General features: G+C 43.9%; 10 protein-coding genes. 4 read left to right on the top strand and 6 right to left on the bottom strand.

The features are described from left to right. Nucleotides 1-131: 131 nt before the first annotated feature. Nucleotides 132-7,295, bottom strand: coding sequence for a type I polyketide synthase (locus BUB99_RS18840; RefSeq protein WP_073125196.1), 7,164 nt, complete (start codon nt 7,293-7,295; stop codon nt 132-134). 711 nt (nt 7,296-8,006) lie between these two features. Here BUB99_RS18840 and BUB99_RS18835 point away from each other — a divergent pair. Then, nucleotides 8,007-9,788, top strand: coding sequence for a methyl-accepting chemotaxis protein (locus BUB99_RS18835; protein WP_073125195.1), 1,782 nt, complete (start codon nt 8,007-8,009; stop codon nt 9,786-9,788). Between the two features lie 13 nt (nt 9,789-9,801). Here BUB99_RS18835 and BUB99_RS18830 read toward each other — a convergent pair whose 3' ends face one another. The 5 genes from BUB99_RS18830 to BUB99_RS18810 form a co-directional block, all read right to left on the bottom strand. Next, nucleotides 9,802-10,953, bottom strand: coding sequence for a formimidoylglutamase (locus BUB99_RS18830; RefSeq protein WP_073125194.1), 1,152 nt, complete (start codon nt 10,951-10,953; stop codon nt 9,802-9,804). Between the two features lie 90 nt (nt 10,954-11,043). Further along, nucleotides 11,044-12,351: an NADH:ubiquinone reductase (Na(+)-transporting) subunit F gene (gene nqrF / locus BUB99_RS18825; protein WP_073125193.1), complete on the bottom strand. Its 1,308-nt coding sequence runs from the start codon at nt 12,349-12,351 to the stop codon at nt 11,044-11,046. Nucleotides 12,352-12,595: 244 nt separating this feature from the next. Next, entirely contained in the window at nt 12,596-13,573 is a 978-nt protein-coding gene (locus tag BUB99_RS18820) for a radical SAM protein (RefSeq protein WP_073125192.1), read from the bottom strand. Nucleotides 13,574-13,576: 3 nt separating this feature from the next. Next, nucleotides 13,577-13,852 carry a hypothetical protein gene (locus tag BUB99_RS18815; protein WP_073125191.1) on the bottom strand — a complete coding sequence of 92 codons (276 nt, stop codon included), beginning with the start codon at nt 13,850-13,852 and terminating at the stop codon, nt 13,577-13,579. Beyond that, on the bottom strand, nt 13,837-14,286 hold the full coding sequence (locus BUB99_RS18810; RefSeq protein ID WP_139281099.1) for a hypothetical protein: 450 nt from the start codon (nt 14,284-14,286) through the stop codon (nt 13,837-13,839). Before BUB99_RS18810 ends, BUB99_RS18815 begins: the two co-directional genes overlap by 16 nt. Nucleotides 14,287-14,348: 62 nt before the next feature. On the opposite strand from BUB99_RS18810, the gene pyrF reads away from it, so the two are divergent. The 3 genes from pyrF (at nt 14,349) to BUB99_RS18795 (ending at nt 18,013) form a co-directional block, all read left to right on the top strand. After that, the gene (pyrF, locus tag BUB99_RS18805) at nt 14,349-15,158 is read left to right on the top strand and encodes an orotidine-5'-phosphate decarboxylase (protein ID WP_073125185.1); all 810 of its coding nucleotides are present in this window, start codon (nt 14,349-14,351) and stop codon (nt 15,156-15,158) included. Between the two features lie 47 nt (nt 15,159-15,205). After that, nucleotides 15,206-16,564: a dipeptidase gene (locus BUB99_RS18800; protein ID WP_073125183.1), complete on the top strand. Its 1,359-nt coding sequence runs from the start codon at nt 15,206-15,208 to the stop codon at nt 16,562-16,564. A 123-nt stretch (nt 16,565-16,687) separates the two neighbouring features. Continuing rightward, nucleotides 16,688-18,013 (top strand): THUMP domain-containing class I SAM-dependent RNA methyltransferase, encoded by a 1,326-nt coding sequence (locus BUB99_RS18795; protein ID WP_073125182.1) that lies wholly within the window; start codon nt 16,688-16,690, stop codon nt 18,011-18,013. Nucleotides 18,014-18,189 lie beyond the last annotated feature (176 nt).

The following is an 18,189-nucleotide window of genomic DNA, read 5'->3' as shown; positions in this document are numbered from 1 at the left end:
TGTGTTATTAGAAAGAGCCCTAGGACAGATTAATGTGATTGAAAACTTCCTTCTCTCCTGTCATAGGGGGAAGGAAGTGGTTTACAGTATAGCCTGCACGGTTTCGGATGAAATGTGCAGGCTTCTTCTTGTTACTCTTGCAATGAAAGACTCAAGTCCTGCGTGATTTGCTGGCGAATGAAGTCTTTGTTTCGACTCACAAACCAGTGATCACCATGTACGAGCTCTTGTCTAAACTCAGATGCCGTATGCTCCTCCCAAGGAGCCATCTCTTCAGGCAAGGTGACTTCATCTTCAATCGCTGAGAAAACAGTGATCGGACAGTTGAACTTCGCATCATCGGCATAGTCATAGTCCACGAGTAGAGCCATGTCAAGCCTCAAAATCGGAAGGATTTTTTTGACATAGTCTAAATCATCGATGTAGGTCATCAGCCCTATCAGTTTTTGCTCCGAGTTAGCGGAGATGGCTGATTGTTTTAGGACATCACGATTTTTCCAAGTGGTGGTCATCTGTGGTGCCATGGTCGCTGAACTAAAGAAGTGCAGCGGCTCTTTGCCATGCTTGTTGCGCAGTGCACGAGTCAACTCGAAGGCTACTATCCCTCCAAAACTGTGTCCGTAGATTACAAACGGTCCATCCAGCAGGGGTAGCATAGCTGTCTCTATATCTAACAGTAGCTGATTAAAGTCAGAATAGATCGGTTCGTCTTTTCTGTTTTCGCGCCCTGGTAGTTGTACTGCGTAGACATCAGTGCCTTCTGGTGCGTCGTAGAGGAAGTCGTTGAACATCGATGCGCCAGCTCCCATGGAGTGAAACATGAAGAGTTTGGTTTTGCCAAGGGACTCATTGTCATCAGACTTTTTGTGCACGAACCACTCGTTGATCACTTCAATATCGCTTTCTGAAGTGATACCCGACTCATCTTGTTCTACTTCGCTAGTAGCTGTTTTGATACTCTCCAAAATATGAGCGGATATTTCTACGATACTAGGCCCTTTGGATAGCTTCATGAGCGGATAGTTGAACTCTAGTTTTTGTAGAATCCAGTTTCTCAGTTGATTCATCATGAGAGAGTCTAGACCGATTGCTGATACAGATTTGCTTTCGTCCAGCTTGTCAGGAGTCGTGCCGAGTATTCTAGCAAGTGCTTCTTTGAGGTGCCCAGTGAGCAGTGTGATTCCTTCTCCGTTGGCTTGGATGAGCTTGTCACGCAAGCTGTCATTGCCGGCTTTGGCCGAACCTACTTTCAACGTGTCGTCTGAAAGGAGATCCTTAAATTTGGCATCATTTCTCAAGTGACTGAAAAACTCTCTGAATCTCAACCAATCGATATTGGCGGCCATTCGTACGATATCACCTTCGAGCAATATCCGTTCGATTTTGCTGGTGACCTGATTCATGGTTAGTGGTAGCCAGCCTTGATTCTCCAATACGTTGAGGACGTTTCCACCTTCTTTGGACATCCCTGCATACTGACCGAGTACTCCTAGGTTGACGCTTTGCGCGTGGAGGCCTAATGATTTTCGGTAGTTGACTAATTTGTCTAGGAAGTTGTTGGCAGACGAATAGTTGGCTTGTCCCGGTAGACCAAATACCGCAGAGATGGACGACAATGACAAGAAGAAGTCCAATTGCATTTTTGTCGTAGCGAGATGGAGGTTCCAAGCTCCCATAGCTTTGGGGGTAAATACCCTGTCGAATATCTCTTGATCCATTCGCTGAATCGTCGAATCCTGTAGTACTGCAGCACCATGTATGATACCGGCTAATGGTGCGGTTTGGTTCACTCTTGAGACCATATCATTTACTTGGTTGGTAGATGATAGATTTACATTTTCGATCATGATATTAATCCCATCTCCTCTGAGCTTTTCTATCCAGCTGTGATCATATTCGGATTTTGGTCCACTTCGACTCACTAGCGCGAGATGCCTAGCGCCTTTGTTGGCTAACCATTTAGCCAACTCTAGCCCAAAGCCACTTGCACCCCCAGTGATCAAATAACTGTGGTCAGCGGATAAGGTCAGTGTTTCGGCGGGCAAGGCATTGACATGCTCTCCGTCCATAGAGACGATGACTTTGCCGATGTGTTTGCCTTTGGCTATGAAGTCAATGGCTTCACCGATTTCGTTGATCGAAAACTGCTTGTATGGATGTGGCTTCAGTACTTTGTCTTCGAACAGTCGAATGACATCCCCGAATAGTTTACTCGCCTTTTTAGGCTTTTGTCCCATGAGGCGATCGATATCCACTGCGAAGTAACTGAGGTTGTCACCAAATCTTTTGAGATGCAAACTCATGTCGTTGTAGATGTCCGTTTTGCCGATCTCTACAAATCGTCCAAATGGACGTAGGCATTTGATACTTTGTATGATGGCTTTCCCACTGAGTGAGTTCAGTACCAGATCGACTCCTTCTCCGTGGGTGTCTTGCATGATCTCATCGTGAAATGCCGTGCTACGACTGTTGTAGATGTGTGTTACGCCCATCTCACGAAGTAGCGTTCTTTTTTCTTCGGTACCAGCGGTCGCATAGATCTCTATACCGAAGTGCTGAGCCAGCGCTACTGCTGCCATACCTACACCACCTGTTGCCGAGTGGATCAGTAGACGTTCGCCTTCGTCCATTTGTCCGAGGTTAAACATACAGTGATAGGCTGTCAAATATACTAAAGTGATCGTGGCGGCCTCTTTGAACGAAATGTGTTCGGGTTTAGGAACTACACAGTGATCTGGTGCGATGACTTTTCCTGCGAATGTATTTGGCGCAAAAGCCAATACAGGGTCTCCAATTTTGAGGTGAGTTACGGACTTGCCTACACGGGCAACTACACCACTACACTCTAGCCCGAGCTGTGCCCCGACTAGCCCACCTGCTACACTTTCCTCAGTCAGTAGACCGTTTAGATTTAGGACATCTTTAAAGTTAAGCCCTGATGCTTTCACATCGATTTCTACATCATGAGCACCCAATTGGAACGGAGCTATTTGTCTGAATCCTATAGAGTCGAGGATGCCTTTTTCTCTCAAGATCGTCTGATAGTATGATCCAGAAGCGAGTAGATTGATAGAGGCGTCTTCCTGTGCTTTGGACTTATCGATTGCGAGTAGCCTTTTGACTAGGATTTCTTGATCACGAAATGCATAATCAGTCTCTTCACCGCCGTTGGAGGTAGAGGAGATGATTTTTGCCAAATGTGCTATTTCGTTTTCGTTCTCTAAGCTCGACAGATCAGCGATTTTGACCGTTACCAATGGGTATTCGTTGAACATGACCCGACCCAGCCCATAAGAAGGGGCTTGAGATAAATCTATCTCTGTATCTGAAGCGATTACCAGATCTGCCTGTTGGTTGAGCAGCCATATAGATAATTGCATTTCTGCTTCTATGATGGCATTGAATACATTGAGCGTTTTCCAACTCATGTCTTTCATGCCTGTCTCCAGTGCTTGACCTTTAGCAGATAGAGGTAGTGTGACCACTATTCTATTTAGCGTAGGATGGTCTTTCTTGATTTGCACCATGACCGCTTTTAGTTCTTCTCGATTAGAAAAATCCTTGATCGGCGCATGGGTGATTTTTGATCCATTTTGCACTAACTGCTCTTCGAGTGCTTTTGTGTTACAGTCGGCTTCCCCTACGAATAGCACTTCGTTGTTGGCTGATTTGTATTGGGTATCTGGTACTGGAATCCACTCGTACTCGTAGCACCCCGTATAAGCTACTTCTCCTTCTTGGCTTCTTGACCCTTCGATGTATTTACAATCTAACCCTTGGATTTCAGCGATTAAAACGCCTGCTTCATCAATGATCCAAAAATCACCTTTGAGATACTCGGAGCTGCTTTCATGTACTTTTACATAGCTGAATACCGTTTGAGTAGTTGGCTTGGAGTGGAGTTTATATCTGTCTATATGTACTGGTAAGTAGACACCTCGTTCTTCGTCATCATCACTCATCTTCGCTGCGAAAATCGTGTGGAGACATGCGTCCAAAATAGAAGGATGTAGGTAGTAGTCCTCGATCCCGTAGCTGAGTGACTCGTGCAGTTCTACTTTACTCAGAATCTCCCCCTCGATCACCCACATGTTTTTGATGGCTTTGAACGTAGGGCCGTAGAATAACCCACTTTTTTTCAATTCCAAATACATGGGTTGTACCGGGAGTCGGTCATTTACTCTCTCTTTGATCGCTTCTAAATCTACAGGCATGGAGTTAAAAGTATCTCCGAGGGTGTTCATTTTTCCGTTAGAGTGCTTGATCCATTCAGCGTCGGGGTTATTTCGATCCCGACTGAGTATCCAGTATTTTTCTTCATCAGAGTACATTTCAATTTTGACTTCTTGAAAATGTCCATCCTCAGGCAGGAATAGTGCGTTTTCGAAATTCACGTCCTCTAGGAATCCAAAGTCACTACCAAAGGCTTCTTTGGCAGCAGCAGTAGCCATTTCCAAATGACCCGTCGCGGGGAAGATAATGACATCATCCACCCGATGATCGTCGATGTATGGATCTACTCGTCTGTCTAGGAGCAAGTCGAAGCTGAAAAGATCTTTTTGCGCTCCGGACTGTATACTTCCATTCAACAAAGGGTGCGTTTTTTTTCCTATTCTTCTGGCCTTGTGTTCTAGGTTTTCATACCAGAATGATTTCATGTCCCATTGGTATCTTGGGAGATCTAAAACCTGTTTTGACTCAGGGTATATCATATCCCAATTGAGAGCAAAGCCTTTGGTATATAGTGACCCTAAGGTTTGAAGAAACCTTAGTTTCTCATTTTCCTTTCTTTTGATAGAAGGGAAGATAGAGGCGGTAATGTTTTTGGATTCAAATAGTTCTTCAGCTCCGCCTGACAGAGCGGGGTGAGGACCTATTTCGATAAATAGGTCGTATCCATCATCTACCATAGCACTTAGTGCATTGGAGAAGTAGACAGGTTCTCGAACATTGTCATACCAGTATTTGCTGACTAGGTGTGAGCCATCTTCTTGTTGGCCTGTCACTGTTGAATAAAGTGCTGTTTTGGATAGACTCGGTTTCAGTGAGGCGAGAGAACTGATGAGTTCGTCTTTGAGCGGCTCCATGTGATGGGAATGAAACGGTACCGTTACTCTTAGAAACTTGTTGAAAATATCCTTTTTCTCAAGCTCTTCGGCGATTTTGATCAGTGGTGCTTCATCTCCAGATAGCACCGTCATGGCTGGGCCGTTGACCGCTCCGATGGATACTACATCTGATACACTTTTAATGGCATCTTCGGCTTCTTTTTGCGTGAGGCTGACCGCTAGCATTTTCCCTTTGCCCGTAGCGGCGTGTTGGCCTCTACTTCGATGAAAGATCACTTGTACCGCTTGCTCTAAGGTTAGTGAGCCAGCAGTGTAAGCTGCCGCTACTTCGCCAATCGAGTGTCCTACGACTGCTTCTGGTATGACACCATGTTTTTTCCAAAGTTCTACCAGTGCGATTTGTATCGCCATGATGGCTGGTTGTGCGATTCGGGTGTCATTGACTCTGGAGTTTTCTTCATCCTTGTTCATTTCCTCTAACAAAGACCAACCTGCTATTTCTAGAAAATAGGTTTCGATCTTTTGAATGACGGATTTGAAAAGGGGTTCGTTAGCGATAAGTTCTTGTCCCATTGCATACCACTGTGGACCTTGTCCAGTGAACACGAATGCGATTTTTTGGGCAGGAGTGTCTACTTCATCTACTACGACACCAGCGAGTGTATTTCCATCTAGGTACGCGTCGATTTTGGTGATGATATCACCCTTGTCACTACCCGCTATCGCGATGCGGTGCTTGAGGTCAGACCGGTGTTTCCCTATGTTGTAGCAGATGTCTCTCAGGCTGTTTTTAGACGTTGAGAGGTAGTCTTTGTACTCACGTAGGAGGTTGTTCAATGAAAGGGTCGTTTCGGCACTGGTGTGGAAGAGGTATTGATTCTCTTCTGTGTCAATATTGGTTTGAGTTAGGGAATCATCCGATGGGATGTATTCTTGAAGGACCAAATGCGCATTAGTGCCTCCTGCTCCAAATGAGTTGACTCCCCCTATGCGAGGGCCACCATCGGGTTGTGCAGGCCAATCCGTGTTTTTACTGACGACTTTAAGCTTCCAATTCTGTAAATCTATTTTTGGATTGATTTTATTGAAATGGAGATTGCCAGGTATTTTTTTGTTTTTGATCGAAAGTGCAAGCTTAATCAAACCAGCTACTCCTGCCGCGCCTTCTAAGTGACCGATGTTCGTTTTGACAGATCCAATCATCAGTGGGTGATCTGTGCTTCTTTTACCGAATACATTGGCAAATGACTTGGTCTCGATAGGATCTCCTACAGGGGTGCCTGTGCCGTGCGCTTCTATATATTGGAGTTTGTCCACGTCTACACCTGCTAGAGCGTATGCATTGCGAAGCATTCGTGTTTGCGAGGATTCGCTAGGTACAGTGAAACCTTCGCTAGTATGCCCGTCAGAGTTGCAAGCAGTACTTTTGATGATGCCATATATTTTATTGTTGTCTGCAACGGCTTGGTCTACTGGTTTGAGGTATACAACTCCTACTCCTTCACTTCGGACATATCCATTGGCTTTTTCATCAAAGGACTTGCAGTGACCATCAGGACTCAAGAAATTGCCCTTGGACATCATGATGGTTGATTCAGGATTGATGATGATATTGACACCTCCAGCTACAGCTGAGTCGGCAGTTTGATCCCATATCGCCTGACATGCTAAATGTATAGATACGAGAGAGCCGGAGCAGGCAGTATCGATCGAAACGCTGGGGCCTTTTAGATCATAGAAATAGGATACTCTGTTGGCGATCGCAGTGAGAGAGGACCCCATCGGTACGTGAGGGCTAATTTCATATCTGCTCTTCTGGTCTACTTGCATATCCCAGTAGTCATTGGTAAACATACTCATGAATACCGCAGTGTTTGAGCCTTTGAATTGATCCAATCGGTCTCCTGAGTCCTCTATGGATTCGAAAGTGGTCTGGAGTAGTAGACGCTGTTGTGGGTCTATTCTTTCAGCTTCTTTGGGGAATATCTTAAAAAATTCATTGTCAAACTGATCTATTCTTTCTATAAAACCACCTTTGTTGGTTTTGATTTTTCCTGCCTTGTCTGGATTAGGGTCATAGAATTCCTCGTGACTCCATCGGTCTTTGGGCACTTCGGTGATTCCATTGATGCCGTTGGTTAGTTGCTCCCAAAAACTATCGGGACCATGGATTTGTCCTGGTACGTGACACCCAATCCCTACAATGGCGATATCTGTTTTTTTCATAGCTAATTGATTTATATAAAGAGTTATAAATTCATGAAAGTAATCTGTGCTATAGTCAGTCTTCTATCAGTAGGTACTAACTATAGCTGTTAGCAATAGTAGAATGTCTTTCTAATCAGTATTGGCAGTATCATGACCAATGAGCGAGTTCGAACACTATTAGGTGGAGGTGTGATCGGTTAGTCTTTTACCAAAAGTAAATTGGCTTTGGTCGCTTCAATCCATTCAATTAGGATTTGCGTAGTTAAATTTTGATTGTAGTACTTAAATGGTATGAATCACATTAGGTTGTTGTGTTGATGTTGTTTGGTACAAATTAGGGTTTATTTTTAATTAATCAAAGGAGTGACTGTAAATATTGCATATAACGCTACGTGTATAGTAAGTGTTGTTTTTTTTGTCTCCTATAGTTATGTGCAATAATTAACTTTTAAGTAAGTGGTTATAACGCAACCATTACAGGGAGAACCTATGGCTAGCGTAATTCATCTCAAATTAAAGTTGGTAATAAAGACACTGAGTTCCAATCCCTATTTATCGGTATATTAGGTGTTTAATACACAAATAATGTAGGTGGCTACTACTATTCAATATTTTATTCATGATATTAGAAATACAATAAAGCTTATTATTTATTGTATTTCTAATATATATACTGATTTTTGAGTGTGATGCCACTGGTCACATTTGTTTCAATCAAGCTATTTACAAATGGAAGAACTAATTTATTTTCTTTGTGTTATCTATTTTGGTGTCCTCCCAGTTTTGCTCACAATCAATTGGTGGATATTCAGAAAATCATTCATTTACAAAGCGGGAATATGGATTATCGCTACGATGTTTGTCGTAGTTACAGAGGCCTATGTTACCGGGTCTTTTGGGTTAATTCACCTTACATACAGTGTTCCTATAGGTACTTTATCTGTGTTTTTAACTTTTCGGGTCTTACGCAATAGTATAGAGCGGCCAATGTCTCGTATTAATGGGGTGTTTGACCAATTGCGTAGTGGAGAGATAGATTTGGAGATAGACTCCCGTGACCTTAGTAGAAATGATGAAGTAGGAGGCTTTTTTAAATCTCTTAATCTCTTTTTAGAGAAGTTGAAAGAAGCTGCTAATTTTTCATCTGCCATGGGGGATGGAGACCTTTCGGTAAAGTTTACTGCACTGAGTGATAATGACCGCTTGGGTAATTCACTATTGATGTTAAGAGAAAAGCTTACCAATGTAGTGTCAGAAACCAAATATGTGGTAAAAGAGGCAGGAGAAGTAGGGAATTTAGAGGCCAAGATTGTCTTGGGAGAGAAGCAAGGTGTGTGGCGCGAATTAAGTGAGTCAGTGAATGGACTCTTGTCTTCTATAGTGACACCGGTATTAGAAGTCAACAAAATAGTGAATGCTATGGCGGAAGGTGATTTGACTCAGCGCTATAGGCTGGAAGCGAAAGGTCAAATTCTGCAAATGACCAATAACCTAAATGTCGCTTTAGACAATTTGAACGTGTTTTTGGTGAAGATTGCAAAAAATGCCCAAGATATAGGGGATTCATCTTATGAAATGCTGAGTTCGGGAGAAGAAATGAATTCGAGTACACGTGAAATTGCCAGTGCCATTGAGCAAATGAGTCATGGTGCGCAAACACAAGTGTCGCGTGTGGATGAGTCTTCTACTTTGGTGGAGGTTATGATGCAAAATTCTACTGAAATGGGATCAAAATCTCAATCTATCAATGAAGCAGCTAAGAAAGGTGTAAAGAATAGTGAAGAGGGGGCTAAGATTGCAAAGTACGTCGTAGATAGTGTGACGGAGATATCTGTTTATTCTGGAAAGACGACTGATTCGATGCGTGTGTTGACTGAGCGATCCAAAGAGATCTCTCGTGTGCTGGGCGTGATTACTGACATTGCTTCTCAGACGAATTTACTTGCGTTAAATGCTGCGATCGAAGCAGCTCAGGCTGGTGATGCAGGTCGTGGTTTTGCTGTCGTAGCGGAAGAGATTAGGAAGTTAGCCGAGGGGTCAAGAAAATCTGCGAGTGAAATCGAAAAACTAGTGACCGATGTACAGCGGGATACATTAGAGGCGGCGGATGTCATAGAGGCTATGAATGGAGTCGTTAAGTCCAGTGTGGAGGCTTCTGGCAAAGCTGCATCTGTTTTCGAAGAGATTGAATTATCCTCAACAGAGACTTTGAGTTTTTCTGAGATGATTCTGGGAGCTACGAATTCACAAAGCGAAAGCATAAATAAAGTGGTTAACATCACGGAGGAAGTAGTGGTCATAGCAGAGCAAACTGCGGCAGGAACAGAGGAGATATCCAGTTCGGCAACAGAACTATCAGCAGGGATGAATAACTATATTCTTAAATCAAACTGGCTCAATGATGTTTCGCAGGAGCTGAAGAGTGGCTTGGAACGTTTTACGCTACTGCATAGCGATGTAGAGGATAAAGGGGGAGTAGAGACAGAAATAAATGAAGATATAGAATCATAATCTCCAGACAGCATTATAGCTTAGAGAATATTTGAATCCAGCGTTCGGGTATTTCTCCCTTGGTAGCTAGTTCGTAATCTGAATGATCACATGGTATGATATAGTTTCTGTCATAAACCCCCGTATGATTCATGTTCGGCACTTCCATCCACCATTTGTCAGACAGTCTGCTTTTGTAGAACACGATAGTCTCAGGGTTGACATCCAGTGCCACGACGTACTTGACATAGTCATTGGTTTGAAACCCTTTCTCTCCCTTTCTGTTTTTGAACCCTTCTATGAAATACCACACCATCGTAGCAACGATCATGGCAGACTGGTGATCTGAGGTGTCTTTTTCGTGGTTGTATTCGTAGATCCCCACGGAACTCAATTTGTCATTCATGCCAGCATACCACATGATTTGACACGCTTCTTCACCCGTCAACCCAAATACGACCGATTGGTCACCGCCTGGACAGTATGTTTTTTGTATGGCTGAGAGATCAAAAGAGATCATGTCTGCCTCTCTAATCAAAGGTTCGACTCTTCTGAAATCATCCCGCATGGCTCCTAGCCTGAGGCTATGAAAGCCGAGTTGGGTTAGCACCTGTTCTGCAGAGGGATTGACCAAATAAGATTGATGTCCGAGTTGTGTAAAATTAAAGAGGTAATTGGGCTCGTGTGTGAATATCTTATGGAAATGACTCAGGTTGGGCGCTTGCTCTTGTTTGTTGGTAATATCAAAGCGAGAATCAATATTGAGGACACTGACCATTTTTTCTTCCTCTTGATAGGCGAGGTATTGCCCGATATCTAAATCATGTGATCCTCCGATTAGGATAGGAAGTATTCTTTTTTCGATGAGACGTTGACACACTACTTGAATGCGTTTGTAGGTCTCTTCTAGCTCCGTGCCATTTCTTAGATTGCCCAGATCTACGATGTTACAGCTTCCTTGTCCTTTTTTTAATCCATAGAGTTTTTGACGGATGTGTTTCAGTCCCGAGTCAGCAATGCTCTCACTGCCGCTGGTCTCGCTCAAGCCTATGATGGCTATATCTATAGATTCCAGACTCGGGATTTTGCTCTCGTTGATATAGATCGACTGTATTAGCGAATCGCTATCGAATTGTTCTGATTTGAGGCTAGCGTCTATGGGATTGAAAAAGAGTTTGAGATCCATGTGTTAGATAATGTTAATGGTCGAATCAAAGCTACAAAAAAAGCCCAGACAACTTAATGTCTGGGCTTTGAAAATCTTTATTCGGTAAGCTTACCCACCGAAATCATCGAAGGATACATTCTCATCTGGAACACCCCAGTCGTCACACATTTTGAGAACTGCTTGGTTCATCATCGGAGGTCCGCAGAAGTAGAATTCAATATCTTCTGGAGATTCATGCTTTTTCAACTGTTGGTCGATTACTGCATTGTGAACGAATCCCAAGAAACCGTCACCTTCCGTGTCATCCATGTCTTTTTTCTCTACCCAGTTGTCTTCTGGTAGTGGATCAGAGAGTACGATTTCGAATTGGAAGTTAGGGAATTCTTTTTCGATTTGTCTGAAATCTTCTTCGTAGAATAATTCTCTTTTAGATCGTCCACCATACCAATAAGTTACTTTTCTACCTGTTTTCAAGGTGTGGAACAAGTGGAATAGGTGAGATCTCATTGGTGCCATTCCTGCACCACCACCGACGTATATCATTTCTGCTTCGGTCTCTTTGATGAAGAATTCTCCATAAGGTCCAGATATCGTTACTTTGTCTCCTGGTTTTCTAGAGAATACATAAGAAGAACAAATACCTGGATTTACATCCATCCATGCATTTTTGGCTCTATCCCATGGTGGGGTAGCGATACGGATCGTTAGCATGACGATGTTCCCCTCTGCAGGGTGGTTAGCCATCGAGTAAGCTCTAAAGATCTCCTCGTCATTTTTCATTTTCAAATCCCAGATACCGAATTTGTCCCAGTCTTCTTTGAACTTGTCTGGTCCAGCTGGGTCATTTGGTTCTGGAGCTATGTCTATATCAGTACTGAAGTCTACTTCACACTTAGGTACATCGACTTGGATATATCCGCCTGCTTCGAAGTTTAGTGTTTCACCTTCTGGCAATCTTACAATAAAGGCTTTGATGAATGTTGCTACGTTGTAGTTGGATACTACTTCACATTCCCATTTTTTGATCCCGAAGATTTCTTCTGGAATCTCGATGTTCATGTCCTGCTTTACTTTGACTTGACAAGCGAGTCTGACGTGTTCTTTTTGCTCGGTGCGGTTGAGGTGACCTACTTCTGTAGGGAGTACGTCTCCACCGCCATCTAGTACGGCACACTTACACATGGCACAAGTACCACCACCACCACATGCAGATGGGAGGAAGATCTTTTGTCCAGAAAGCGTACTCAATAGAGTAGATCCTGCAGCGGTGACGATAGGGTTAGACGTGTCACCATTGATGGTGATGTTGACATCACCTGATTGCACCAATTTAGATTGGGCAAAAAGTAGTACAAAAACCAATAGCAAAATCACTAAGGTGAAGGCGACTATTGAAGTAAATATGATAAAGGACATTGTTTGTAAATTAAATTTTCCGTCACAATTTTTATGGGCACAAATATAAATGAATTAATACCGAATAGTTAAGAGATAAATCCTAAAAGTAAGTAGTGAAATGGGATTCCCGAGTAAATGATTTTGTCTTCATAGGACATTCTCTTCGTTATGGAGAATGAGAGGATCGTATTGAAGATGCTATGGATACAATGGAAGGTTCCAAATGAGGTGATTTATTTGGATTTGGAAGCCCAAGAAGTAGTTAGACTAACTGTCTCCAAGTACCTTTGATCCAATTGTATTTGAAGGTACTAGGCAGGGCGAGCCAAAAGTATTTGTTCATCTCTACAGCAAAAGAGGGCTGCATGTAGCAGTTGATGGTGCAGCCTTGACACTCGGGTAGGCGGCCTTCTAGTTTGATTAGTTTTTGTGCTTCTGTTGAGTGGTATACTTTTTCTAAATCTCCATCTATAGCGAATCCTTTGGTGCCTAGGTGGTAGCAGGGCAGTAGTAGTTCGTTTTCTGGGCTGATGACGAGAGTGGTGCTAGCAGCTTTGCAGACGGGTTTTTCGGTTTGGTTGCCACCGTCTCGGCGGAGCTGGATAAATGCTTGATTGAGATAGATGTTTTTCTTTTTGCCCCAGCGTGTCAAAGTTTCTAGTGATTGATTCGAAAGCTCTGAACCTGTTTCCACTTCGTTGTACTCGAAGGAAGGGTTGAGGATTAGGATAAGATCATTGGGGAGGCACACGTCTGTGTACAGTTTTTCGATTTCGCCGATATTATCTTCAAAGACTGTCATGAGAATATCGGGTCTTTCGCCGAGTGATTTGGCGATCTGGATGGACTCCATGACGTGATCGTAGCAGGCTACTCCGCGCATCGTGTCATGTTTCTCCTTGTGAGCCGTATCGAGACTGAAATGTAGCATATCGACTTTGCCTTTTAATCCCTCTGCATGTTTGGGGTAAAGCAGCCCGTTGGTGGTGAGTGTGGTGATGAAACCCAGCTTTTTAGCGAATGCGAAAAAATGATCGATATCTCTATGCAGCAGCGGTTCGCCTCCGGTAAAATCGATGACTTTGATGCCTAGTTTTTTGAGTGATATCAGGTTGGTTTCGACTTGCTCTATGGTGACATAGGGAGAAGGTCGCTCCCAAATGTCGCAAAAGCCACACTTGGCATTGCAACGGTAGGTGACGTAGTAGTTGCACAGTATGGGGTGCTGGATGAGGCGCACTATCTATACTTGATTGGTTTTAAATAACCCAGTGATGTTGATAGAGCCAGATCGGATTTTGTAGAAGATTTTGTAATCACCACAGTTGGTTTCGCGCATGGCGATATAGTTGGACTCTATCCCTGCAAAATTGTATTTAGAGATATATTTCAAATGAACCTTGAGGAGAAGGGTAAATTTTCGGCACTCATTTTTGTCGCCTGTTGCTGCGTAGATATCTTCTAGAATCGCCTGACGGGCTTGTCTGGCGGTTAGAGTCCAGATTATGCCTTTAACCATTCTGCTTCTTCGGTTTGGATTTTTAATTCGGTGATGATGAGTTTTTCTTGGATGTCTAGCTCGCTCCTTCTGAGGACGTTCATCTGCTCTTTGGTCAGGATACTTGCTTCTTGTTCGTCTCGTAGGATTCCAGTAGTGCTAATAGATGCCTTCATCATCATGGCCATCTCAAACTCTTCTGTCTCTTCCTCACTGATGGTCTTGTGGAGTGCACCTATGTTTTGTAGCAACTCTAGAATGTAGTTGTGTTCATCATCATCTTTTGGCTGTATGAGTATCGAATCCATCGGGGCAAAATTACTTATTTTAATCGCAGTGCGGTAGCCTTTTGGGTTTAATTCTCCTTCGCGTTCCGCTACGGCGGACGAGTTCCTAGACCCTTGGGAGGAAGTAATTGGCTGACTAGAAAGTTTACACTTCGTGGTTTGCCCCATGGATGATTTATTTAGAACAGGGAATCCCTAATTTTTGATTTTGGTATTCTTATTTTTGCCGCATGACCAAAGAATTTCTTTTCGAGCAGATTCAGCAGAAGCAATCCTTTTTGTGCGTAGGGCTGGATACGGATATCAATAAAATCCCCGTTCACCTTTTGGAGTTGGAAGACCCGATTTTTGAATTCAATAAACAGATTGTAGATGCCACGAAGGATTTGGCAGTAGCCTACAAGCCTAATATTGCTTTCTATGAAGCAATGGGTGCAAAGGGCTGGGAGTCCCTCGAAAAGACAATTGATTATATTCCGAAAGAGATTTTCACGATTGCGGATGCGAAACGAGGTGATATTGGCAATACATCGGCGCTCTACGCGCGAGCCTTTTTTGAGAATATGGATTTTGATTCGGTGACCGTCGCGCCCTACATGGGGTCAGATTCGGTCAAGCCATTCCTTCAGTTCAAGGACAAATGGGTGATTTTGCTCGGAGTGACCTCCAATGAGGGAGGAAAAGATTTTCAGTTTCTCGAAGCTGACGGTAAGCCTCTTTATCAGCATGTGATGGCGACTTCCAAAGCATGGGGGAGCGATCAAAACATGATGTATGTCGTGGGAGCAACTCGGCCAGAGTATCTGACGGATATTCGAAAGACGATACCCGATCACTTTTTGCTAGTGCCTGGAGTCGGTGCGCAAGGTGGAGACTTGCAAGAGGTCTGCAAGTACGGCATGAATAGCCAATGTGGATTGTTGATTAACTCTACTCGCGGTATCATCTACGCATCCAATGGTGTGGACTTTGCCGAGAAGGCAAGAGAAGAAGCACTGAAGCTGCAACAGGAAATGTCTTTATTAGTACAGAGTATCTAGTGTCTAGCATTGAGACAAACAGAAATTAAACAACAAATATTCCCGATATGAAATCAATACAATATTTAGAAGAAAATAAGCAGCGGTTTTTGGATGAGCTATTTGATTTGCTCAGAATACCATCCGTGAGTGCGGACTCCAAATTCAAAGGCGATGTGCGTAAAGCAGCGGAGTATCTCAAAGCGAATTTTGAGAAGATCGGAGCGGACAATGTCGAAATCTGTGAGACGCCGGGTCACCCAATCGTCTATGCAGAGAAAATTATCGATGCAGCCAAACCTACAGTGCTGGTCTATGGCCACTACGATGTGCAGCCTGCTGATCCGTATGAACTATGGGATTCTCCTCCTTTCGAGCCTGTGATCAAGGACGAGCGTATCTATGCGCGGGGAGCTTGCGATGACAAAGGCCAGATGTATATGCATGTCAAGGCATTTGAGGCGATGGTGGCGTGTAACGAACTCCCATGCAATATCAAGTTCATGATCGAGGGAGAGGAAGAAGTAGGATCTGATAATCTCGGCGATTTTGTAAAAGCGAATACCGAGAAACTCAAGTCGGATGTGATTTTGATTTCAGATACGAGCATCATCAGCAATGAACACCCGTCGATCACTGTAGGACTCAAAGGTCTTAGTTACCTAGAGGTAGAAGTGACGGGTCCAAATCGTGACCTCCACTCTGGAGTATATGGAGGAGGAGTCGCCAACCCGATCAATACACTTTGTACGATGATTTCGTCTCTGATGGACGAAACGGGCAAGGTGACGATACCTGGCTTTTATGACAAGGTCGTAGAACTCACGCAGGCAGAGAGAGAGGATTTGAACAAAGCGCCTTTTAGTCTCGATGCGTACAAGAAGGATTTGGGTATCGAAGCAGTCAAAGGAGAAGATGGGTACACGACGCTAGAGCGCGTGGGGATTCGTCCGACACTGGATGTCAACGGCATTTGGGGTGGATATATAGGAGAAGGAGCCAAGACGGTTTTGCCTTCGAAAGCTTACGCCAAAATATCTACGCGTCTCGTACCCAATCAAGAGCACACCGAGATTACGGAATTGATCAAAAATCATATCGAAAGCATCGCGCCAGACTATGTCAAAGTGAAAGTGACTCCACATCACGGAGGTAACCCTGCCGTGACGCCTACTGATGCCAAAGGCTACAAAGCAGCGAGCGAAGCGATAGAGAAGGCTTGGGGCAAAATTCCAATACCAACCAGAGATGGAGGCAGTATTCCGATCGTGGCGCTCTTTTCAGAAGTACTCAAGGTTGATACAGTCTTACTTGGTATGGGCTTGGACGAGGATGCGATCCACTCTCCAAACGAGAGTTATGGTCTATTCAACTATTACAAGGGTATCGAAACGATCGCTTGGTTTCATCAGTATTTTTCTAAGTAAAAGGACTTGAAAGTATAAAGTGGCAAAGTGTACTGAGGGACAGACTAGTTTTTTACTCGCGACTTTCAACTTTATCACTTTTTACTTTCGAACTCTTTATTCTCATTTTTAACTCAAGCATTCATGCGTCAATCCAAATTAGTCATCAACTGTCAGCCGAGCATAGCACCGTTTCTCAAAAAGGAAGTAGAAGGGCGTGGCTATCGTATCCTCAGAGCTGACAAGAGCGGTGTTACCGTTGAGGGAGGCTGGAAAGAGGTCGTTGATCTTAATTTGCACCTGCGCACCGCTTCGCGTGTGCTGTGGTTGATCAAGTCTTTCGATGCGAACACCCCGGATAAACTGTATGAGGAGGCGAAGAAGATACCGTGGCACAAGATCATTCCGGGCAAGGGCTATGTGTCTATACAGTCTTTTGTGAAGAACGACTATATACTAGATGTGCGTTTTGCCAATCTGAAACTGAAAGATGCCATCGTGGATCGTATGCAGGAGGAGAATGGTGAGCGTCCAGATTCGGGTAAGGAACGAGATAGAACCGTCGTTTATCTTTATTGGTATTTGGACAAGGTGCATGTCTACATCGATACATCTGGAGAGACGATCGCCAAGCACGGGTATCGAAAGATCCCGTTCAAAGCACCGATGATAGAGGCATTAGCGAGTGCATGTCTCGTATCAGCGGACTGGAATGATGACAAGGGTAGCTTTATCAATCCGATGTGCGGAAGTGGTACACTGGCAATCGAGGCAGCTTTGATGGCGGCAGATGTGCCTCCGGGTCTCAAGCGTCGCAATTTTGGTTTCATGCACATCTTAGGCTATGACAACCAGTTGTGGAAAGATGCGCTGGCCAAAGTGAAAATGAAGGATAAGATCAAGTCAAAGATTGTCGCTACGGACTGGAATGGTGACGCGATCGAGGCGGCACGCCAAAATGCCAGAACGGCAGGTGTGGAGCACATGATCGAGTTCGAGAAAGTGCCTTTTGAACAATCTCAGGTTCCAGAGGGGCCAGGGCTAGTGATGCTCAATCCTGAGTATGGAGAGCGACTCGGTGAAGAGGAAATGCTCAAGTCCGTGTACAGCGACATTGGAGATTTCTTCAAGCAGTCCTGCAAGGGTAAGATGGGCTACATCTTTACGGGAAACTCTCGTTTGGCCAAGTCCATTGGCTTACGAACCAAAAGTCGTACGGAGTTTCAAAATGCGAAGATCGACTGTCGATTGCTAGAGTACGAACTGTATGATGGTAGTAAACGTCCTGATGAAGAACGCCCTGCCCCCAGAGAAGTGAAACCAAAGGAACGACTACCTATAGTCGAAGAGCCTAAAGAGGAGTTGATAGAAAGACCAAGGGAGTCAAGTGATCAGCGTTTTTCGACAGAGAAACCAAAAGAAGATAAGCCGAGTAACGTGATGTCTAGACTGAAGAAGAAAAAGGATTAATTGAGATTCCTTTTCAATCGAAAAGCAGCGTAGTAAGTGCCTGTGAAAGAGCAGTTGATTTGTATCAAATCGCCATTCTAGGACATCTGTTGTTTTACTTGGAAAATAACTGATAGGGAAACCCAAATCATTTTTGCATAAGTATGGTACACTGGATAATTTGCAGAAAACAACGC

The organism is Reichenbachiella agariperforans (assembly GCF_900142205.1).
Classification (GTDB): Bacteria; Bacteroidota; Bacteroidia; order Cytophagales; family Cyclobacteriaceae; genus Reichenbachiella; species Reichenbachiella agariperforans.
This window is presented reverse-complemented; position numbering and strand designations above follow the sequence as displayed.